The sequence below is a fragment of the Aureimonas sp. AU12 genome (genome assembly GCF_001463705.1).
In the GTDB taxonomy this organism is placed as follows: domain Bacteria; phylum Pseudomonadota; class Alphaproteobacteria; order Rhizobiales; family Rhizobiaceae; genus Aureimonas.
Genome location: NZ_BBWH01000003.1, coordinates 1 through 19,984, shown reverse-complemented (window position 1 = coordinate 19,984; position 19,984 = coordinate 1). Strand labels below are relative to the sequence as shown.

The 19,984-nt window shown below is 66.8% G+C and carries 16 protein-coding genes and 1 tRNA gene; 5 read left to right on the top strand and 12 right to left on the bottom strand.

The window, feature by feature from the left end; all coding sequences use genetic code 11:
• The first annotated feature begins 19 nt into the window (after positions 1-19).
• Positions 20-574, top strand: coding sequence for a hypothetical protein (locus AUL33_RS01515; RefSeq protein WP_156419224.1), 555 nt, complete (start codon positions 20-22; stop codon positions 572-574).
• A gap of 123 nt (positions 575-697) precedes the next feature.
• Here the strand turns inward: AUL33_RS01515 and AUL33_RS01510 are convergent, their stop codons facing one another.
• The 3 genes from AUL33_RS01510 to gpt all read right to left on the bottom strand — a co-directional run bounded on the left by AUL33_RS01510 (position 698) and on the right by gpt (position 6,668).
• Positions 698-1,390 (bottom strand): toll/interleukin-1 receptor domain-containing protein, encoded by a 693-nt coding sequence (locus AUL33_RS01510; RefSeq protein WP_062202952.1) that lies wholly within the window; start codon positions 1,388-1,390, stop codon positions 698-700.
• Between the two features lie 383 nt (positions 1,391-1,773).
• Entirely contained in the window at positions 1,774-5,649 is a 3,876-nt protein-coding gene (locus tag AUL33_RS01505; protein ID WP_062202973.1) for a vitamin B12-dependent ribonucleotide reductase, read from the bottom strand.
• A gap of 518 nt (positions 5,650-6,167) precedes the next feature.
• Positions 6,168-6,668, bottom strand: a complete 501-nt coding sequence (gene gpt / locus AUL33_RS01500) for a xanthine phosphoribosyltransferase (protein ID WP_062202950.1) — start codon at positions 6,666-6,668, stop codon at positions 6,168-6,170.
• 94 nt (positions 6,669-6,762) lie between these two features.
• Between gpt and AUL33_RS01495 the strand changes: the two genes are divergently transcribed.
• Positions 6,763-7,563, top strand: coding sequence for an LssY C-terminal domain-containing protein (locus AUL33_RS01495; RefSeq protein WP_082652240.1), 801 nt, complete (start codon positions 6,763-6,765; stop codon positions 7,561-7,563).
• On the opposite strand, the gene AUL33_RS01490 is transcribed toward AUL33_RS01495, so the two are convergent.
• On the bottom strand, positions 7,461-8,243 hold the full coding sequence (locus AUL33_RS01490; protein ID WP_244491853.1) for a molybdopterin-binding protein: 783 nt from the start codon (positions 8,241-8,243) through the stop codon (positions 7,461-7,463). The genes AUL33_RS01495 and AUL33_RS01490 overlap by 103 nt on opposite strands.
• A 164-nt stretch (positions 8,244-8,407) precedes the next feature.
• On the opposite strand from AUL33_RS01490, the gene wrbA reads away from it, so the two are divergent.
• Positions 8,408-9,007, top strand: a complete 600-nt coding sequence (wrbA, locus tag AUL33_RS01485; protein ID WP_062202969.1) for an NAD(P)H:quinone oxidoreductase — start codon at positions 8,408-8,410, stop codon at positions 9,005-9,007.
• Between the two features lie 94 nt (positions 9,008-9,101).
• On the opposite strand, the gene AUL33_RS01480 is transcribed toward wrbA, so the two are convergent.
• Both AUL33_RS01480 and AUL33_RS01475 read right to left on the bottom strand, forming a co-directional pair.
• Positions 9,102-9,308 (bottom strand): hypothetical protein, encoded by a 207-nt coding sequence (locus AUL33_RS01480; RefSeq protein WP_062202948.1) that lies wholly within the window; start codon positions 9,306-9,308, stop codon positions 9,102-9,104.
• Between the two features lie 325 nt (positions 9,309-9,633).
• Positions 9,634-9,721 (bottom strand) — tRNA-Leu (locus tag AUL33_RS01475).
• Between the two features lie 182 nt (positions 9,722-9,903).
• On the opposite strand from AUL33_RS01475, the gene AUL33_RS01470 reads away from it, so the two are divergent.
• Both AUL33_RS01470 and ilvA read left to right on the top strand, forming a co-directional pair.
• Positions 9,904-11,694, top strand: a complete 1,791-nt coding sequence (locus tag AUL33_RS01470; RefSeq protein WP_244491846.1) for an adenine deaminase — start codon at positions 9,904-9,906, stop codon at positions 11,692-11,694.
• 315 nt (positions 11,695-12,009) lie between these two features.
• The gene (gene ilvA, locus AUL33_RS01465) at positions 12,010-13,263 is read left to right on the top strand and encodes a threonine ammonia-lyase IlvA (RefSeq protein ID WP_062202945.1); all 1,254 of its coding nucleotides are present in this window, start codon (positions 12,010-12,012) and stop codon (positions 13,261-13,263) included.
• A gap of 10 nt (positions 13,264-13,273) precedes the next feature.
• On the opposite strand, the gene AUL33_RS01460 is transcribed toward ilvA, so the two are convergent.
• From AUL33_RS01460 to AUL33_RS01435, 6 genes are all read right to left on the bottom strand, one after another.
• On the bottom strand, positions 13,274-14,254 hold the full coding sequence (locus AUL33_RS01460) for a carboxylesterase (RefSeq protein WP_062202942.1): 981 nt from the start codon (positions 14,252-14,254) through the stop codon (positions 13,274-13,276).
• Between the two features lie 48 nt (positions 14,255-14,302).
• A complete protein-coding gene (locus AUL33_RS01455) occupies positions 14,303-16,273 on the bottom strand; it encodes a bifunctional 2',3'-cyclic-nucleotide 2'-phosphodiesterase/3'-nucleotidase (RefSeq protein WP_062202940.1) in 1,971 nt (656 codons plus the stop codon).
• Between the two features lie 44 nt (positions 16,274-16,317).
• A complete protein-coding gene (locus tag AUL33_RS01450; protein ID WP_062202937.1) occupies positions 16,318-16,839 on the bottom strand; it encodes a GNAT family N-acetyltransferase in 522 nt (173 codons plus the stop codon).
• A 17-nt stretch (positions 16,840-16,856) separates the two neighbouring features.
• The gene (gene sseA, locus AUL33_RS01445; RefSeq protein WP_062202967.1) at positions 16,857-17,708 is read right to left on the bottom strand and encodes a 3-mercaptopyruvate sulfurtransferase; all 852 of its coding nucleotides are present in this window, start codon (positions 17,706-17,708) and stop codon (positions 16,857-16,859) included.
• 71 nt (positions 17,709-17,779) lie between these two features.
• Positions 17,780-18,523, bottom strand: a complete 744-nt coding sequence (locus AUL33_RS01440; RefSeq protein WP_062202935.1) for an alanyl-tRNA editing protein — start codon at positions 18,521-18,523, stop codon at positions 17,780-17,782.
• On the bottom strand, positions 18,523-19,563 hold the full coding sequence (locus AUL33_RS01435) for a cysteine synthase A (RefSeq protein ID WP_062202933.1): 1,041 nt from the start codon (positions 19,561-19,563) through the stop codon (positions 18,523-18,525). Before AUL33_RS01435 ends, AUL33_RS01440 begins: the two co-directional genes overlap by 1 nt.
• Between the last annotated feature and the right edge of the window lie 421 nt (positions 19,564-19,984).

Below are 19,984 nucleotides of genomic sequence, written 5' to 3'. Positions count from 1 at the left end.
TTCGGCGTGCAAGTTCTGAATGCCGTTTGACAGCTTCCTGAACTCGTCCGATGCCGGGCCGGCGGATGTGCTGACTTCGAAGGGGAGGCCTGCAATGGCAAGGGTCGTTTCACGCGACCTGCCGAGGTGGCCGACCGACCGGCTACGCCGCAAGTCGCAGGGCGCCGCGCCGTTCGCTGACACGCCGCTCGTCCTTGCCGGGCGTGACAGCAACCGGCGTGTCTTCATGGCTGCCGACCGTCTCGCTGAGGCCGTGGGACTGTCGGTGGCGCCTCACTCCTTGATGGAGCTGTCGCTCCACCTTCTCTGCGGCGTGGAGAACGAGTTCGTGCTCGAGAACATCGTCGGCGGCAGCTTTACGGAACTCCGCCTGTCTGGAGATTCCTGTGATCGTGGTCGATACGCTCGGCAGCATGAACGCTCCCTTCAGTCCGAGCTTTGCGTTCCGGTTGGGAAGCCGAATGCAGCCGCCGACAAGCTGGTCGGAGAGCCCGCGCCTGATACCCAAGCGCTTCGTACCGAAGCTGCAGCGAGGTATCCCGACATCTTCCTCGACGGTCTGACGACACGCTGAGTGAGCTCGTCCAATATTTCAATCTACATGCTTCTGGAACTGCCCAGCGGCTCCGCCTCATGCTGTACGCATGACGTAGTTGAAATTCGCGATCTCGCCTTCGAGGATTTCTGCGACGACGCGCTACTTTTTCGGCGCGGACGCCGGTCGCCTCCGAGATGGAGCGACCGACTTTCGAGCATGGGGCGATGACGGCTTCCTGCGCGCCGGCTTCTTGATAGTCGTCTTCCCGGCGTTTCCAGCGTTTCCGGCCGTTGCTGTCTTGCTTCCGGCGGACCGCGCTGCCCGGCTGGACGCAGAGACGCCCACAACCCACTTCCGCTTCGGAAAAGCTGGGGAGGGCGCTTCCGACGCCGACGCCGCCTTCAGTTCCTTGCGGACTTCGACGACGACGCGCCGGACCCCTTCGGCGATGTCGACGTAGGCCTTATTACGGTTGCCCCATTGATCGACAGGCTTGCCGTCTTTGGGCAGGCACTTGTAGTAGGCCATCCGGGTCTGCTTCCAGGTACAGGTGCCGACGAGGGCGACGACGACCCGCATCGTCTTTCTGCGCGCCCGATTGAGGGCGTACGCGTACTCCCGACGAAAGCAGTAGTCCGAAGCCAGGTAGTGGGCACTCACCAACGCCAGAAAGATCTTCGATCGCCTAAGGGCCTTACGGATGTCAGGATCCAGACCGGTGCCGGGAACGATCCGATCGTCATGCCAGAACTCGACGTCCCCCTCATGCTTCAGGGGCGCGAAATGCTTGTCGAGCTGTTTCCGAAACGGCTCATCGGGATGGCTGTACGAAACGAAGATCGTGATCGTCATTTGGACCTCTTCGTCTACGGTCCGGCTTTCTGTCCCAACCTTTGGATCGCCAGCCGATCGCATCTCGGGCAGTGGACCTGACCCAGTGGCTGATGCATTCGCTTCGCAACCCTGGCTTCGTCCGCAGTCAGGATCGACGTCTCGAAGCCTTCACCACCATTCAGGCTGTGGTGTCGCATGGCCAAGGGCATCTCGGCTTTCCTGAGAGATTCATGAAATGTTCCTCTTAGGATTTCCGACCGCCCCTAAAGGGGCGGTCGGCTTTTTCTACCGTCATTGGTAGGCCTCATCCAGCTGAGGCACCGAACTGGCGGCATCGAGTGCGTACTATGGGCGCCCGAGTGAATCCTTTGGGCGCCGTGACATCTCGACGCACGATAGGCTCAGGAGCAGCCGCTGGTCGAGCCGCAGGTGTCGCATTTGAGGCAGGTGCCGTTGCGGACCATGGTGAAGTTGGAGCATTCCGAGCAGCTGTCGCCCGTGTAGCCCTTCATCATGGCCTGCGCCCGGCGCTCGGCGCTGGTGGTCTTCGGGGCGGTCTCGACGCGCGCGACATCGCGGTCCGAGGCCGGGAAGGCCAGCGGGCTGTCGAAAAGCCCCTGTGCCGGGGAGACGTCGGCCGTCGGGGCCGGGTCGGTGAGCGGCGCGGTCTCGTAGTCCCGCTTGAAGGCCGCCGCCTGACCGGTGCCGACCGACATCGGGCCGCTGCGGGCCGACAGCACGGTGAGGGGAGCGGCCGGGCGCGCAGGCGCCGGGGTGACGCTGGCGGTGGCGATCGGCGTGACCGCGGCCGTCACCGGCGTGACGGTCGACTTCGGCGCCGGGGCGGCGGGGCCGCCGGCGGCCGAGCCCTGCGGATCGGTCGACGACACAAGGCGGAACTTGGCGGTCTGGCCACGCACCATGCCCGAGGAGATCGGCAGTGGTGCCGGCTTGTCGCCTTCCACGCCGCGACCGATGGTCGAGGCGCCGAAATCCTCCGGCTGGACATGGGCGAGGTCGTGGCGACCGAGATAGGAGACCGCCAGCTCGCGGAACACGTAGTCGAGGATCGACGTCGCGTTCTTGATGGCCTCGTTGCCCTGCACCATGCCTGCCGGCTCGAAGCGCGTGAAGGTGAAGGCCTCGACGTATTCGTCGAGCGGCACGCCGAACTGCAGGCCAAGCGAGATGGCGATGGCGAAGTTGTTCATCATCGCGCGGAAGGCGGCGCCTTCCTTGTGCATGTCGATGAAGATCTCGCCGATGCGGCCGTCGTCGAACTCGCCGGTGCGCAGGTAGACCTTATGGCCACCGACGATTGCCTTCTGGGTGTAGCCCTTGCGGCGGTTCGGCAGCTTCTCGCGGTCGCGCACGACCTTTTCGACGATGCGCTCGACGATCCGTTCGGCGACCTCCACCGCGCGGGCCGGGGGCGTCGCCGCCATCAGTGCCTCGGCGGCTTCCTGCACGACGTCGTCCTCGTCCTCGTCGTCCGCCAGAAGCGAGGCGTTCAGCGGCTGGGAGAGCTTCGATCCGTCGCGGTAGAGAGCGTTGGCCTTCAGCGCCAGCTTCCAGGAGAGCATGTAGGCCGCGTTGCAATCCTCGACGGTCGCGTCGTTCGGCATGTTGATGGTCTTGGAGATCGCACCCGAGATGAAGGGCTGCGAGGCCGCCATCATGCGGATGTGGCTTTCCACCGAGAGCGAGCGCTTGCCGATGCGACCGCACGGGCTGGCGCAGTCGAACACGGCGAGGTGCTCGGGCTTGAGGAAGGGCGCGCCCTCGAGGGTCATGGCACCGCAGACGTGGACGTTGGCCGCGTCGATGTCCTTGCGGGAGTAGCCGAGGAACGGCAGCATCTCGAACGACATGTCGTTCAGCTGCGCGTCTGAGATGCCGAGCACGTCGCGGCAGAAGGCTTCGCCGAGGGTCCACTTGTTGAAGACGAACTTGATGTCGAAGGCCTGGCCGAGCGCGGCGTTGAGCGCTTCGATCTGCTCTTCGCCGAAGCCCTTGGACCGCAGCGAACCCGGGTTGACGGCGGGGGCCTGGTTCAGGTTGCCGTGGCCGACCGCGTAGGCTTCCATCTCGGCGAGCTGCGCCTCGGAATAGCCGAGCGAGCGCAGCGCCTCCGGCACGGCGCGGTTGATGATCTTGAAGTAGCCGCCGCCGGCCAGCTTCTTGAACTTCACCAGCGCGAAGTCGGGCTCGATGCCGGTCGTGTCGCAATCCATCACGAGGCCGATCGTGCCGGTGGGGGCGACGACGGAGACCTGCGCGTTGCGGAAGCCGTGCTTCTCGCCAAGCTCCTGCGCCTGGACCCAGGCCGCCTTGGCGCGGGCCGAAAGGCGCTTGTCCTTCAGCGAGGAATGGTCGAGCGGCACCGGCTCGACGGCGAGGTTCTCGTAGCCGTTGGCGAGACCATGAGCGGCGCGGGCATGGTTGCGGATGACGCGCTGCATACCTTCGGCATTGCGCTCGTAGTCCGGGAAGGCGCCGAGCTCACGCGCCATCTCGGCGGAGGTGGCGTAGGAGATGCCCGTCATGATCGCCGACAACGCACCACAGATCGCGCGGCCCTCGGCCGAGGAATAGGGGATGCCGGCGGTCATCAGCAGGCCGCCGATATTGGCGAAGCCGAGGCCCAGCGTGCGGTAATCGTAGGAGCGCTGCGCGATCTCCTTCGAGGGGAACTGCGCCATGAGGACGGAGATCTCGAGCACGATCGTCCACAGACGCGTGGCGTGCTCGTAGGCGTCGACGTCGAAGCGGCCGGACGCCTCGCGGAACTGCAGGAGGTTCATCGAGGCGAGATTGCAGGCCGTGTCGTCGAGGAACATGTACTCGGAACACGGGTTCGACGCGCGGATGGCGCCTGCGGCGGCGCAGGTGTGCCAGTCGTTGATCGTCGTGTGGAACTGGATGCCGGGATCGGCCGAGGCCCAGGCGGCATAGCCGATCTGGTCCCAGAGCTCGCGCGACTTCAGCGTCTTCGTCACCTTGCCGGTGGTGCGGCCGATCAGGTCATGCGTGCCGTCCTGCTCGACGGACTGCAGGAAGGCGTCGGTGACGCGGACCGAGTTGTTCGAGTTCTGGCCGGCGACCGTGAGATAGGCCTCGCTGTCCCAGTCGGTGTCGTAGATCGGGAAGTCGATGTCGGTGTAGCCCTGACGCGCGAACTGGATGACGCGCTTGACGTAATTCTCGGGCACCATCGCCTTCTTGGCGTCACGCACGGCGCGCTTCAGCACCGGGTTCTGCATCGCCTCGAAGCGGTCGTCCTCGGAGCCCTGGAAGGTGACGCAGGCCGCGAGGATCAGCTTGAGATGCTTGGAGACGGTCTTGGAGCCGGTGACGAGCGCCGCGACCTTCTCCTCCTCGCGGACCTTCCACTGGATATAGTTCTCGATGTCGGGGTGATCGATGTCGACCACCACCATCTTGGCGGCGCGGCGGGTCGTGCCGCCGGACTTGATGGCGCCCGCGGCGCGATCGCCGATCTTGAGGAAGCTCATCAGGCCGGACGAGCGGCCGCCGCCGGCCAGCTTTTCGCCTTCGCCGCGCAGCGAGGAGAAGTTGGAGCCGGTACCGGAACCGTATTTGAAGAGACGGGCCTCGCGGACCCAGAGGTCCATGATGCCGCCCTCGTTGACGAGGTCGTCGGCGACGGACTGGATGAAGCAGGCGTGCGGCTGCGGATGCTCGTAGGACGAGGCCGAGCGCGTCAGTTCACCGGTCTGGTAATCGACGTAGAAGTGACCCTGGCCGGGGCCGTCGATGCCATAGGCCCAGTGAAGGCCGGTGTTGAACCACTGCGGCGAATTCGGCGCGACCTTCTGGGTCGCGAGCATGAAGGCCAGCTCGTCGCGGAAGGCGGACGCGTCGTCCTCGGAGTTGAAGTAGCCGCCCTTCCAGCCCCAGTAGGTCCAGGTGCCGGCGAGGCGGTCGAAGACCTGCCTTGCATCCATCTCGGAGCCGTAGCGCTCGCCCTCGGGCAGCGCGGCCAGCGCGCCCACGTCGGCGACCGAGCGCCAGAGCCAGGAGGGGACGTCGTTCTCCTCGACCTTGCGCAGGATCTTCGGCACGCCCGCCTTGCGGAAGTACTTCTGGGCCAGAATGTCGGACGCCACCTGGCTGAACTGCGCGGGCACGTCGATGTCGGCCAGACGGAAGACCACGGATCCATCGGGGTTGCGGATCTCGCTCGTCGCCTTGCGGAACTCGACGCTGCCATAGGCGCCCTGGCCCGGCCGCGTGTAACGGCGCTCGATCTTCATGCCCATGGGTGCGTTCCTTCAACCGGTGCGCGAAGTCCGTCCGTGCCGATAGCCGTCGGGGTTGAGCGCTCATTTGGTGAGGCGAACGTGGCTTCCAACAAGCCGTTGTGTCAGCGCCTCTTCATCTCCCTACATATAGTGAATTTCGTGCTTCCGGCAGATCTTGCCAAACACCTCGAACGGAGTCCGTCAGCCAGAGCTCCGATTCGCCCGTTCGGTGGTGGCAGACGACCGCTGGATTCGTTGGATTTTCGGTCGCGCTGGGCACGGGGTGCTGCGCTATGCAACCGTTCAGATTCTTTTTCACCGCGTGCGGGCCTGTTACATCGGCCTGTGGATTGTGAGCATAAGCGCGGCGATCGCGATCCTGGCACGCCGATGACCGACAGGTTCGGTCGTCGCGAACCATGAAGCGCAGATGCCGCAGGCCCCGCACAAGCTTCGCCGATCCTGTAACCGGATGCCTCCCGGCGACGGCTTTCGCGGTGATCACACGTGGAGAACGGCGCCTGCCGGCTTCAGCCGGCCGAGCCCTTGGCAATCGGTGCCTGGAAGGTCAGGCCGAGATCCCAAGGGAAGAAGATCCAGGTGTCCTGGCTGACTTCGGTGATGAACGTGTCCACGAGCGGCCGGCCCTTGGGCTTGGCGTAGACGGTGGCAAAATGCGCCTTCGGCAGCATGGCGCGCACGAGAGCGGCGGTCTTGCCGGTGTCGGTGAGGTCGTCGACGATGAGGATGCCTTCGCCGTCGTCTTCGCGCAGCGCCGGGGCGATGTCCTTGAGGACGCGCAGCTCTCCCTGCGTGTCGTAGTCGTGATAGGATGCGATGCAGACGGTCTCGATCAGACGGGTGCCGAGTTCGCGCGCGATGATCGCCGCCGGCACCAGACCGCCGCGGGTGATGCAGACGATCGCCTTCCAGTCCTGCCGCTGGCCGGCGAGCCGCCAGGCGAGGGCGCGGGCGTCGCGGTGGAACTGTTCCCACGAGACGGGAAAGGACTTCTCGGGCGCAGCGGACATCGGATCACTCCTTCGGACTTGGCGGTTGCGATAGCTTGTCGATGCGGCGGGGGCAAGGTTTCCCGCCCGCTGTGATTCGAGGACGGGAGCGGACATGTCGGCTTTTCGAAAGGTGGCGGCGGGCGTGGCGGGCGCGGTCCTCGTCTATGTCGCCAGTGCCTATTTCGTGCTGCCGCGCGTCTGGACCCATTACGACGCCCGAAGCGGCGGCACGCTGCGCCCGATGGTGACGGTGACGCTGCAGGGCCGCCCCGGCGACCCCATCAATGTCGGCATCATCGCCAGCCAGGGCGATCTCGCGCGCGCGATGGGCAAAGCGGGCTGGTTTCCGGCTGATCCGGTGACGCTGCTGTCGAGCCTTCGCATCGTCGCCAGCGTCCTGTTCGACCGGTCCTACACCGACGCGCCCGTCAGTCCGCTTCTCTACGAAGGCCGGCCGGAAGACCTCGCCTTCGAGAAGCCGGTCGGCATCAGCGCCGATCGGCGCGAGCATGTGCGCTTCTGGCAGGCGCCGACCGTCGATGGTTCGGACCGGCCGCTCTGGCTGGGATCCGTGACCTTCGACCACAGCGTCGGGCTCAGCCACTATACCGGTGCGGTGACGCACGACATCGCGCCCGATATCGACACCGCCCGTAATCAGTTCGTCGCCGATCTCCAGGCCGGCGGGGAGGTCGCCGACGTTGCCGAGGAAACAGGGATCGGGCCGACCACCGACGGTCGGAACGGGGAGGGCAGCCCGTACCACACCGACGGCATGGCCAAGATCGTGACGCTGCGCGATGGGGCAGATCAGGCGCGCGGGCCGAGCCCGTCGATCATTGCGGTGATCTCGACGCGGGCGGCCTCGATCGCCGCCTCGTCGCGCGAGCGGATGACGAGTTCGGTCGAGTAGCGGCTGCCGTCGAACTTCGGATAGGAGCCGATGGCGGTGCCGGGATGGCGCTTCTGGATCTCGCCGAGCGGGCCGCCGATATCGCCCTCGCCGAAGGGGCACACCACTGCGACGCTCTTCATGACCGCGCCACTCGGCAGGGTCGGCAGGACGTTGTCGAGCATGGCGCCGAAGATCGAAGGCACGCCGGCCATGACGAAGACGTTCTCAACGCGAAAACCCGGCGCGACCGACACCGGATTGTCGATCAGCGAGGCGCCCTTTGGGGTCCGTGCCATGCGCTGGCGCGCCTCGGTATAGGGCAGGTCGCGCGAGCGGTAGTAGGCGACGAGGCGCTCGGTGGCCTCCGGATGGGCGGTGACGGGAATGCCGAAGGCGGCACCGATCGCGTCGGCGGTGATGTCGTCGTGGGTCGGCCCGATGCCGCCGGAGGTGAAGACGAAGTCGTAGGCGCCGCGCAGCGCATTGAGGGCGCCGACGATCGAGTCTGTGTCGTCGGCGACGATGCGGACTTCCTTCAGGTCGATGCCCGACAGGGTCAGTAGCCCGGCGAGATGGCCGATGTTGCGGTCCTTCGTGCGCCCGGACAGGATCTCGTCGCCGATGGCGAGCATGGCGGCGGTCGGGGCGGGGGCGGCATCGGTCACGGCATCGATCTCCATCTCGGGAACATCCGACATGACCCTCGCCGGCAAAAACGCAAGCCTTTGCGAAATGCGGGGCGGCGAAGACGCACTGTCGCTGCCTGCGCGCCTCGCTTTACCCGCGGCGAAACGCTCTATCTCTCGCGACATTGGTCAACCCCGGCGCGAAGGTCGATCCGGGTTTTCGGAAGGATGATGTGATGGCGAAGGTTCTCGTGCTCTACTATTCGAGCTACGGACATATCGAGGCGATGGCGAAGGCCGTGGCCGAAGGCGCGACGAGCGCCGGTGCGACGGTCGACATCAAGCGCGTTCCCGAGACGGTTCCGGCCGAGGTGGCGCAGGCCTCGCACTTCAAGACCGACCACGACTTCCCGGAAGCGCAGCCCGACGATCTCGCGAACTACGACGCGATCATCGTGGGCACGCCGACCCGCTACGGCAACATGGCCTCGCAGATGGCCTCGTTCTTCGATCGCACCGGTGGTCTGTGGGCGCAGGGCAAGCTGATCGGCAAGGTCGGCGGCGTGTTCTCCTCCTCGGCCACCCAGCATGGCGGCAACGAGGCAACGATCCTTTCGGTCCACAAGACGCTGCTGCATCACGGCCTGATCATCGTTGGCCTGCCCTATGCGTTCCAGGGCCAGATGGCGATGGATCAGATCGTCGGCGGCTCGCCCTACGGCGCCACCACGATCGCGGCCGGCGATGGCTCGCGCATGCCGAGCGCGATCGAACTCGACGGCGCCAAGTTCCAGGGCAAGCACATCGCCGAGATCGCCGCCAAGCTCACGGCCTGATCCAGAACGAAAAGGCCGCTCCTGTCACCGGGAGCGGCCTTCAGGCTAGTATCGTCGATCGACGTCGATACGGTTGCTCGATGGTTCGGCGAGGTCACGCCAACGCGTCGAGCCAAGCAGGATCGCGTTCGGCGCGCCGCACCTCAGCGAAATCGGCCTCGAGCGCTTTGCGAAGCATCTCGAATGCACGGTTGTCACTACGAAGATGATGGAGAAGCTCGGTGGTTCGCTCGTCCCGCAGGTCGAGCCACCTATCGTCCTGAAGTTGCGGGGATGGCGTCATTTGCCGCGTGGATGCCATAACCGTTCTCCTCGAACCCGCTCCCAAAATTCTGATCCGTGTTGCGATCACATCACAGGCCTGGGCGCTTCGCAAGTCTCCCCAAGTCGTGGCCAATTAATCATCCGTGATCGGCAACGCAGAGGCATCCTTTTGACTTTCGCCACGCAACCGCGGCAAATTTCAGGTCGGCTCGCGCGGCGTCCAGACTGAAACAGTTCTTCCAGTCTGCTGGAATAGACCAGAGATTATGTTACAGAAACGTAATGTTGCTGCAGGTGCTCTGTGTTCGAGGTGAGCCGCGGGGGAATGCCGACGCGCCGGGGACCCGCGTCGTCCCTGCAGATGGTGCGGACGACGGGAGTCGAACCCGTAAGTCCTTGCGAACCGGCAGATTTTAAGTCTGCTGCGTATACCAGTTCCGCCACGTCCGCATCTCATCGGCCATGGATCAGGTTTGCCCGTGCGATGACCTGAATCTCAGGCCCCATCCGGATAGCCCGAACAGGCCTTCGAGAAAAGGTCGGGCGCGCGGCTCGATAGGCGCTTCATGGATTTTCGCGGGTCCGCGCTGTAAAGCCGGCGGATCACGCGGTGACGACGGAGACGGATGAAGATGACGGTCAGCCCCTTCGAGGAAGTCGCGCCGCAGCTGGTGGATGTGGCAATGGGACGCGCGCCTGCCGACCTCGTCATTCGCGGCGCCCGCTGGGTCAACGTACATTCCGGCGAGATCATTGCCGACACCGACATCGCGGTTGTCGCCGGACGCTTCGCCTATTGCGGGCCCGATGCGGCTTATACGATCGGCCCGCAGACGACCGTGGTCGAGGCGGGCGGGCGCTATGTCGTGCCCGGGCTCTGCGACGCCCACATGCATGTCGAGAGCGGCATGGTCACCGTCACGGAGTTCTGCCGCGCTGTCATTCCGCACGGCACGACGTCGATGTTCATCGATCCGCACGAGATCGCCAACGTCCTCGGGCTCGCCGGTGTCCGGCTGATGCACGACGAGGCGTTGGCGCAGCCGGTCAACGTGTGGACGCAGATGCCGTCCTGCGTGCCCTCGGCCCCCGGCCTCGAAGAGGCGGGCGCCACGATCACACCCGCCGATGTCGCGGAGGCGATGACATGGCCCGGCATCATCGGGCTCGGCGAGGTCATGAACTTTCCCGGCGTGGCCGCCAACGACCCGACCATGGTCGGCGCCATCGCCGCGACCCGGCGAGCCGGGCGCACGGTCGGCGGCCACTATGCCTCACCCGATCTCGGCCGCGCCTTCCATGGCTATGTCGCGGGCGGCCCGGCCGACGACCACGAGGGCACGCGGATGGAGGATGCCGCGGCGCGGGTGCGCCAGGGCATGAAGGCGATGCTGCGCCTCGGCTCCGCCTGGTACGACGTCGCCGAACAGATCAAGGCCGTCACCGAACTCGGGCTCGACTCCCGCCACTTCATTCTCTGCACCGACGATTGCCACTCGGGGACGCTGGTTCACGAGGGACACATGAACCGCGTCGTGCGGCACGCGATCGCACAAGGGCTCAAGCCCGTCACCGCGATCCAGATGGCGACGATCAACACGGCCGAGCATTTCGGCCTGGAGCGCGAGATCGGCTCGGTCACGCCCGGTCGACGCGCCGACTTCCTTCTGGTGTCGAACCTCGCCGAACTTGCGATCGACGCGGTCTACGCGCGCGGAGCCCTCGTCGCCGAAGCCGGCAAGCTCATCGTGGACGTGCCGCCCTATGCCTACCCCGACAGCGCCAAGAACACGGTGCGCCTCGGCCGGGTGCTTGCGGCGGACGATTTTACGCTCATTGCGCCGATCGGGCGCAACGAGGTGACGGCGCGGGTCATCGGCGTCATCGAGAACCAGGCGCCGACCCGCGCCCTGACCGCGACGCTCCCGGTGATCGACGGCAAGGTGCCGGGCGACCTCGCGCAGGATGTCTGCCGCATCGCCGTCGTCGAGCGCCATCGCGGCACCGGCGGCGTCACCAACGCCTTCGTTTCCGGCTTCGGCTATCGCGGTCGCTGCGCGATGGCCTCGACCGTGGCACATGACAGCCATCACATGATCGTCGTCGGCACCGATGCCGAATGCATGGCGATGGCGGCCAATCGGCTGGGCGAGGTCGGCGGCGGCGTCGTCTTCTTCGCCGACGGCGAGGAGAAGGCGCTGATCGAAATGCCGGTGGCGGGACTGATGTCGACCGAGCGGGCCGAGATCGTCGCCGCCAAGGCCGACCGGCTGATCGCCGTCATGCGCGAGGCCGGCTGCACGCTGAACAACGCCTACATGCAGCACTCGCTGCTGGCGCTTGTGGTCATCCCGTCGCTGCGCATTTCCGACAGGGGCCTCGTCGACGTCGAGCGCTTCGAGGTGGTCGACGTCTTCCTCTGAGCCTGGCCGCGCGAGGGCATCGCTTTACAAACGTTGCGGGATCATGGATGGACAGCGCCATCGGAAACGCTGGGACGGGAAGGGGACGTGCGATGACATACGAAGCATCGATCTGCGGAGCGACCCTTCCGATTATCGGCGCCGGCGCCCTCTAAGGCCCCGCCTGCTGCTCGCAGCTGCGGCGCCTCGCGCGTCCGGCTCGCGTCGTCCCGATCCTCATCGACGGTCCGCCGCGTTCGACACCGGAGCCTCACCCGCTCCCCAGTTTCCCGAAGACCCGCGCCGGAGCGCGGCTTCCGACCGAAGTGTTCGTTCATGTCCACCACCGAATTCGTCGCCCGCGTCGCTCGCGCGGAGGAGGCGCTGCGCGAACTCTTTCCCGAGACCCCGCTGCAGCTCAACGAGCATCTCTCGGCCCGCTACGGCGCGCGAATCTTCCTCAAGCGCGAAGACCTGACGCCGGTCCGATCCTACAAGATCCGCGGTGCCTTCAACTTCATGCGCAAGCGCATCGAGGCCGGCGACACCGCCGCGAGCTTCACCTGCGCCTCCGCCGGCAATCACGCGCAGGGCTTCGCCTTCGCCTGCCGGCACTTCGGCCTGAAGGGCCGCATCTTCATGCCGGTGACGACGCCGCAGCAGAAGATCGACAAGACCCGCGTCTTCGGCGGCGATGCCATCGAGATCGAGCTGGTCGGCGACTTCTTCGACGATTGCTACACGGCCGCGAAGGCGTATGCCGCCTCGAGCGGCGCAGCGATGGTGCCGCCTTTCGACCATGAGGACATCGTCGAGGGACAGGCCAGTGTCGGGCTCGAGGTCGTGCGCCAGCTCGACGGCGAGAGCGTCGACATGCTCGTGCTGCCGGTCGGCGGCGGCGGTCTGGCCTCCGGCATGGCGCGCTACTTCGAGGGCCCGAACGCGCCGGAGTTCCGCCTCGTCGAGCCGCTGGGCGCGCCGAGCCTGCAGACGAGCCTGCGCGAACGCACGCGAGTGAAGCTGCCGCAGATGGAAGGCTTCGTCGATGGCGCGGCCGTTGCGGAAATCGGCGCGCTGCCCTTCGAGGTGCTGAGCCGCTTCGCACCCGAACAGGTCATCCTCGCGCCCGAAGGCCGCCTCTGCCAGACGATGCTCGAAATGCTCAACGTCGAGGGCATCGTGCTGGAACCGGCGGGCGCGCTGGCGATCGACGCGCTGCGCACGCTCGGCGAAGAGGTTCGCGGCAAGACGGCGGTGCTCGTCGTCTCTGGCGGCAATTTCGACTTCGAGCGCCTCCCGGACGTCAAGGAGCGCGCGCTGCGCTTCGAGGGCCGGAAGAAGTACTTCATCCTGCGTCTCGCCCAGCGCCCGGGCGCCCTGAAGGACTTCCTCGCCCTGCTCGGTCCCGACGACGACATCGCGCGCTTCGAGTACCTCAAGAAATCCGCCCGCGACTTCGGCTCGATCCTCCTCGGCATCGAGACGAAGAAGCCGGGCAGCTTCGATACGCTTCTGGCGCGCTTTGCCGAAGAGGGCATCCGCTATCAGGACATCACCGACAATCAGGTGATCTCCGATCTCCTGATCTGATCGGCGGGCGTCAGCGGGCGGGCAGGGCGCGGATCCAGTCGGTGACGGCGGCGGCGACCCGGCCCGTGGTCGCCGGCGAAATGAGGTCTCCCGCCACGATGTGCCGGGCGACGCCCGGCGCCTCCGGCACCTCGATCGTCTGGTGCGGCGCGCCCCATTGGCCGGCGACCTGCACGGTGCGGGCGGCGTCCACCACCGCGTCGCCGGGCGAGTAGACGAAGAGTGCGGGCACGCGCATGGACGCGAAATCGAGGCCGCGGACGATCTCGACGAGGCGGGCCATCGGCAGCAGCGCCGCCGTTGGGTAGGTCACCGTCCAGTTCGCGTTGACCGCCGCGCTCTCGGACGCCTCGCCGAAGGTCGCCGGCCCGAGATAGGGAATGACCTCGCGCGCGAACGGGATCGTCAGCAGGAACGAGCGCCAGTTCTGCAGCGCGTAGTTCGGCGAGAGCGCCACGAGGCCCGCGAGATCCGCTGAGAGGTCCGGACGGCTGGCGATCAGGGTGCCCAGCGTCGCGCCGGTCGAGCTACCCATGATCACCACGCGCTCGCCGAGGCGGCGCCCGATGGCCATGGCTTCGGCGGCATCGTCCACCCAGTCGCCGATCGTCGCCTCGGTCATCGCGGCGCTGTCGCGGCCGTGGCCGGTAAGCCGCGTGAAGAAGAGATTGGCGCCGAGATTGCGGGCCACCTCGTCGGCCAGCGGGCGCGTCTCGCCCTTCGCGGCCGAGAAGCCGTGGAGATAGACGATGGCGAGCGGCGTCTTCGACTTCGAGGCCGGATAGGCCCAGACGATCTCCTTCTCGGCATTCTCCCGCAGGTTCGGAATATCGGCTTCGGTGCGCGCGAGATAGGCCGCCGGATCGTCGCCGATCCGCGAAGCGTCGAACTCCGCGGTCAGACGCGCGGGCTCGCGCGGCCCGAACAGCCAGACGCCGGCCCCCGCGACGAGGATGAGAACGAGAAGGGCGAGGAGGAGGCGAAGGCGCAAGCGAAGGTCCGGGTCTGGTGATGGAAGGGAGACGGCGAGGCCGCTGGCTCAGAGGGCGAGGCGGTAGCGCGCATAGCCGTCGTCGCTCCGCCCGAGCGGTTCCAGCGCCAGCGAGGCGACGTCACCGAGATGTGCTGCCGAGGCCGGCCCGGTGCTGAAGACGACCGACGTACCCGGTGCCGGCGCAAGGCGCCAGTTGCCGTCCGCAGCCGGATCGATCCGCTTCTGCTCGATGATGTAGCGGATGAGCACGTCGCGATTGGCATCCGGCGCGACGAAGACGATCTTATCGGGGCCGAGGCCCGGGAACTTGCCGCCGCCGCCGGCCCGATAATTGTTCGTGGCGACCACGAACTCGGCCGCCGGGTCGATCGGATGGCCCTCGAAGCTGAGGTCGAGAATGCGCGAGGCATCCGCGTTCACGAGTTTGCCGTCCTGATCGAAGCGCGCCGGCACGGTCACGTCGATCCGATAGGTGACGCCGTCGATCACGTCGAAATTGTAGGAGGGGAAGCCGTCCGCGATCAGCGGCTGGTCTGCCTTGCCGGGTTCGGCCTGCCGGAAGATACCAGCCGACATTTCCAGCCAGTCCTTCACCTCGGCGCCTGTAATCTTCACCGCTTGAACGGTGTTCGGGTAGAGATAGAGGTCGGCGACGTTGCGGATGGCGATCGGGCCGGCGGGAATGTCGGTGTAATAGTCCGGTCCTGAGCGCCCGCCCGATTTGAAGGGCGCGGCCGCCGAGAGCAACGGCAGCGCCGCAAACCCGGTGCCGGCGAGGATCGTCTTCATGTACCAGAGCTGCGCCTGGTTCACGATCTGCACGGACGGATCGTCGGCGACGAGGGCGAAGTAGGAGTAGAGCGGTGCCGTCGTTTCGCCCACGGGCGTGCGAACGTAGGTCAGCGTCGCGTCGTGGTCGGCCTTCGCGGCGGCGAGCACCTCCGGCTTGCTCGCCACCAGCGCCTTCGGCGTCCGGTCGACGCGCTCGAAGATCGGGCGAAGCTCCGACTGCGCCGAGACGATCGCCCAGCCCTCGCCGCGCCGCTCCAGTAGAAGATCGACGAGGCCGAGATCGGAGCCCCAGAAGCCGGCCATCACGGCGGGCTTGCCATGCAGGGTTCCGACGACGGCGTCGACACCGGCCAGTCCCTCAAAATCCTTGCCAGGAAACCGCAGATGCTGATGTCCGGTCAGGACGACGTCGATGCCCTCGATCGCAGCGAGCTGCAGCGACGCGTTCTCGAGGCCTGCCTCCGTGGCATCGCCCTCCGCGATACCGGAATGCGAGAGCGCGACGACGATCTGGGCACCCGCGGCACGGATCTTCGGAACGAGCGCGCGCGCGGTCTCGACGATGCCACGCGTCGCCGCCTTGCCGGCAAGCTGCTGCGCGTCCCACAGCGTGATCTGCGGCGGCAGGAAGCCGACGACGCCGATGCGGATCGGATGGCGCGACCCGTCGCCGAGCGTGATCTCCCGGTCGAGAATAACGTAGGGCGGCACGAAGCGCTCGTCGGCGAGAGGATCGGCGGCGAGGGCGCCCTTGGCCAGGTTGGCGCTGACGAGGGGGAAGTTCGCCCCGGCGAGTACGCGGCTCATGAAGTCGAGCCCGTAGTTGAACTCGTGATTGCCGAGCGTGCCCGCGTCGTAGCGCAGCGTGTTCATCGCGGCGATCACGGGATGAATATCGCCGTCCTTCATGCCGCGTTGGAAGGCGATGTAGTCGCCCATCGGATTGCCCTGCAGAAAGTCGCCATTGTCGAAGAGGAGGGCGTTTGTCGCTTCCTTGCGGATGGCGTCGATGAGCGTCGCGGTGCGCGCCAGCCCGACCGTCGGCGTCTCCTTGTCGGCATAATAGTCGTAGGGAAAGACGTTCACATGGAGATCCGTCGTCTCCATGATCCGCAGGTGCGCCTGACCATCGGCGGCACGAGTGCTGAACGGATGCAGAGCGACACCGGCGGTCGCCGCGCCCGCAACGAGGAAGTCGCGGCGATTGAGCTTCGATCCGAGCATCGCACTCTCCTGTCTCTGGCCGCTCGCCGTTCCGGCGCCGGCCTTCAGTCGTCGTAGGCCGGCGTCGACACGTCGCGCGTCGAGACCGGGCGAAAGCCCATCTTGCGATAAAGTGGCAAGGCGGCGGGGTGGTCGAGCGTGTTCGTCTCCACGGTCAGGGCGGCCGGCTGCTCCTCGAACCCTGCAACGATCGCCTCCGACAGGAGATGGCGCGCCAGCCCGATGCCGCGAAAGCCCGGCATGACCGCGAAATGCACCAGCCGCGTCTCGCGCGGGGCGCGGCCGGCGTCGAGCTCGAACCAGCCGGCGGGAGAGCCGTCGCAATAGAGGACGCGCAGCCGCACGCTCGGCGCATGGATCTCGCGCGCCAGCGCTGCGTCGGGCAGGAGCCGCGACGTCCAGTGATGCTCGCGCCCGACCGCGTGGTAGAGATAACGGTAGTAGCTCAGCGGCATCCGCGTCGCCTTGAGCACCGTATAGGCGCGGCCGTTCGCGGGCGGCGGCACCGGTGCGCCCGGCGGCTGGTGCATCGCGAGGTAGGTTACCGTCGTTTTCAGAATGCGCATCGGTCGAATGTCTGTCCTCAACGGGCAGGACCTGTCTCGACCGGCGTCGTCTCGCTCGATCCCCACTCGGTCCACGAGCCGTCATAGAGCGTCGCGTCGCTCTTGCCGAGGGCGACGAGGGCGAAGTTGATCGCCGCCGCCGTCACGCCCGAGCCACAGGAGGTCACCACCGGCCGGTCCAGATCGATGCCGGCCTCGGCGAAGACGGCGCGCAGGTCGTCCGGCGACTTCAGGCGGCCCCCGTCCGAGAGCGATCCGATCGGCACCGAGCGCGCCCCCGGCATATGCCCGGAGCGAACGCCAGCGCGCGGCTCCGCCGCTTCGCCGCGAAAGCGCTCGGCCGCGCGCGCGTCCGCGATCTGCCGTTCGTCCCCGGCGACGATGCGCTGCATCTCCTCGAAGCTCGTCACCGCGACACTGTCGAACTCGGCCCGGAAGCTCGCGGGCTTCGGGCTGGCCGGGCCGGTCTCGACCGGCAGCCCGGCTTCCATCCAGGCGGGATACCCGCCGTCGAGGATGCGAACGTCCTTGGCTCCGAAGGTGCGCAGCATCCACCAGACGCGCGGCGCCGTGAACAGGCCGGTTCCATCGTAAACGACGATCGTGTCGGTCTCGCTGAGGCCCAGCGCGCCCATCGCGGCTCCGAAGCTCACGGCGTCCGGCAGCGTGTGCGGCAGGGAGGAGGCGGCATCGACCACCGCGTCCTGATCGAAGAACACGGCGCCGGGAATGTGGCTGGCCTCGAACTCGGCGCGTGCGAAGCGCTTCTGCGCCGGCAGATACCAGGAGGCGTCGACCACCGAGAGGCCGGGGCGGCCGAGAGGCCCGGCGAGGTCGGCGGGCGTGATCAGGAAGGACTGGGCGGTCAAGGCGGCCTCGGCGGTTCGGGTCTGGTCGGCCGCACCATAATGGCGCAGGCCGGAGGGCGGAAGTGCGGCGCTCAAGCCGCCGGCAGCGGACCGAAGCGGATGCGGAAGCGGCGGTTCTCCTTGCCCTTCTTTTCGATCTTGCCGATGTGGACCTCGCCGACCTCGGCGGTTTCGAGCACGTGGGTGCCACCGCATGGTTGCGTGTCCACTGCGCCGTCCTCGCCGATGCAGACGAGCCGGATGCGGCCGCTGCCGCGCGGCGGCTTCACGTTCTTCGACTTCACCAGATCCGGGTTCGCGTCGAGATCGGCGTCGGTGATCCATCGCGTGAAGACCGGATGATTGGCCGCCACCAGTTCCATCAGCCGCCGCGTCAGTTCGCCCTTGTCGGCCGCTGCCTCGGGGATGTCGAAGTCGACGCGGCTCTCGTCCTCGCCGACCGCCGCGCCCGTCACTGGAAACGGGCAGGCGACCGTCAAGAGATGGCAGGCCGTGTGCATCCGCATCAGCTTGTAGCGTCGCGCCCAGTCGACATGCAGCACCAGCGTGTCGCCCGGCGACGGCAGGTCCGCGCCCTCGATGGCCGTCAGCACGATCGCGGAGCGGTCGTCGGATGCGCGGGTGTCGACGATCGCGATCTGCCGGCCGTCGGCAGTCTCGATGAAGCCGGTGTCGCCGGGCTGGCCGCCACCGCTGGCGAAGAAGTTCGAGCGATCGAAAACGAGGCCGCGCTCGCCGTCGATTCGAAGGAGCCTGGCTTCAAGGGTCGAGAGATAGGCGTCGTCCTGATAAGCGGCCTCGGTCTCGCCGGCCATCAGGAGACGGCCTCGAACGGAATGTCGAAACTCGGCTCGCGGCCGAGCCAGGTGGGAACGGGCAGGTCCTTCGAGCGCAGGAATTCGGGGTTGAAGAGCTTCGACTGGTAGCGGTTGCCGTAATCGCAGAGGATCGTCACGATCGTATGGCCCGGACCCATCTCCCGCGCCATGCGGATGGCGCCGGCGATGTTGATGCCCGACGACCCGCCGAGGCACAGCCCTTCCTGGCCGATGAGGTCGAAGACGATCGGCAGCGCCTCGGCATCGGGAATGCGGTAGGCGAAATCTGGCGTGAATCCCTCGAGATTGGCGGTGATGCGGCCTTGGCCGATCCCTTCCGTGATCGAGGATCCCTCGGCCTTCAACTCGCCTTCCGTGTAGTAGCTGAAGAGTGACGCGCCCTCGGGATCGGCGATGCCGATCTTGATATGGCCGGAATGGCGCTTGAGGCCCATGGCGGTGCCCGCCAGCGTGCCGCCGGTGCCGACCGAGCAGATGAATCCGTCGACCTCGCCGCCGGTCTGCTGCCAGATCTCCTCGGCCGTGGTGACGACATGGCCGTCGCGATTGGCGGTGTTGTCGAACTGGTTGGCCCAGATGGCGCCCTGCGGATGCGTCGCCGCCAGTTGCTGCGCCAGCCGGCCGGACAACTTCACGTAGTTGTTGGGATTCTTGTAGGGAACCGCGGGCACCTCGATGAGCTCGGCGCCCATCAGGCGCAGCGCATCCTTCTTCTCCTGGCTCTGCGTGTCGGGAATGACGATGACCGCGCGATAGCCGAGCGCATCGGCGACGAGCGACAGACCGATGCCGGTGTTTCCAGCCGTGCCCTCGACGATGATGCCGCCGGGCTGAAGCAGGCCTTTCTCCTCGGCATCGCGGATGATGAAGAGCCCGGCGCGATCCTTGACGGACTGGCCGGGGTTCATAAATTCGGCCTTGCCGTAGATCTCGCAGCCGGTCAGTTCGGAAGCCTTGGCGAGACGGATCAGCGGTGTGTTGCCGATGGCATCGATGACGGAATGGAATCGGGACATGGGGCCTGCAGGGGGTCGTTGCGCTTGACCCGAACGGTAGGGGCCCACCCGGCGCGCGGCAAGGACCGGCGTTCCACAAGTGCCGGCGCCCGAGCAAACGCCATCTCGCCGGAACGCGGGCAGCGCTGCGAAGCCGATCGACGAACGAGTGCGGCGGTGCTGCGATCCCATGAGGACGCGGCCCAGAGCCGACAGTCCCTTGTGCGTCATCGGGGGGATGCGGATGGTCGGAGATCCGCCCATCCGCTTCGCCCGAAGATCACGTTCCGGCCATCGGGACGTCCTTACGACAGGGCCGATCGTCGTTGGCGTTTATCGCCCGCCATCGCTGCCGGACCGGCCGCCGCCATCGCCGCCGCCGGGCGAGCCACCGCCGTCACCGCCGCCGGGCGAACCGCCGCCGTCACCGCCGCCGGGCGAA

What these genes read in the sequence shown, in the direction of transcription:
- AUL33_RS01515 (WP_156419224.1), top strand. Translation starts at nt 20, where the DNA reads ATGCCGTTTGACAGCTTCCTGAACTCGTCCGATGCCGGGCCGGCGGAT.
- AUL33_RS01510 (WP_062202952.1), bottom strand. Translation starts at nt 1,390, where the DNA reads ATGACGATCACGATCTTCGTTTCGTACAGCCATCCCGATGAGCCGTTT.
- AUL33_RS01505 (WP_062202973.1), bottom strand. Translation starts at nt 5,649, where the DNA reads ATGAAGATCGAGCGCCGTTACACGCGGCCGGGCCAGGGCGCCTATGGC.
- gpt (WP_062202950.1), bottom strand. Translation starts at nt 6,668, where the DNA reads ATGTCCGCTGCGCCCGAGAAGTCCTTTCCCGTCTCGTGGGAACAGTTC.
- AUL33_RS01495 (WP_082652240.1), top strand. Translation starts at nt 6,763, where the DNA reads ATGTCGGCTTTTCGAAAGGTGGCGGCGGGCGTGGCGGGCGCGGTCCTC.
- AUL33_RS01490 (WP_244491853.1), bottom strand. Translation starts at nt 8,243, where the DNA reads ATGTCGGATGTTCCCGAGATGGAGATCGATGCCGTGACCGATGCCGCC.
- wrbA (WP_062202969.1), top strand. Translation starts at nt 8,408, where the DNA reads ATGGCGAAGGTTCTCGTGCTCTACTATTCGAGCTACGGACATATCGAG.
- AUL33_RS01480 (WP_062202948.1), bottom strand. Translation starts at nt 9,308, where the DNA reads ATGGCATCCACGCGGCAAATGACGCCATCCCCGCAACTTCAGGACGAT.
- AUL33_RS01470 (WP_244491846.1), top strand. Translation starts at nt 9,904, where the DNA reads ATGACGGTCAGCCCCTTCGAGGAAGTCGCGCCGCAGCTGGTGGATGTG.
- ilvA (WP_062202945.1), top strand. Translation starts at nt 12,010, where the DNA reads ATGTCCACCACCGAATTCGTCGCCCGCGTCGCTCGCGCGGAGGAGGCG.
- AUL33_RS01455 (WP_062202940.1), bottom strand. Translation starts at nt 16,273, where the DNA reads ATGCTCGGATCGAAGCTCAATCGCCGCGACTTCCTCGTTGCGGGCGCG.
- AUL33_RS01450 (WP_062202937.1), bottom strand. Translation starts at nt 16,839, where the DNA reads ATGCGCATTCTGAAAACGACGGTAACCTACCTCGCGATGCACCAGCCG.
- AUL33_RS01440 (WP_062202935.1), bottom strand. Translation starts at nt 18,523, where the DNA reads ATGGCCGGCGAGACCGAGGCCGCTTATCAGGACGACGCCTATCTCTCG.
- AUL33_RS01435 (WP_062202933.1), bottom strand. Translation starts at nt 19,563, where the DNA reads ATGTCCCGATTCCATTCCGTCATCGATGCCATCGGCAACACACCGCTG.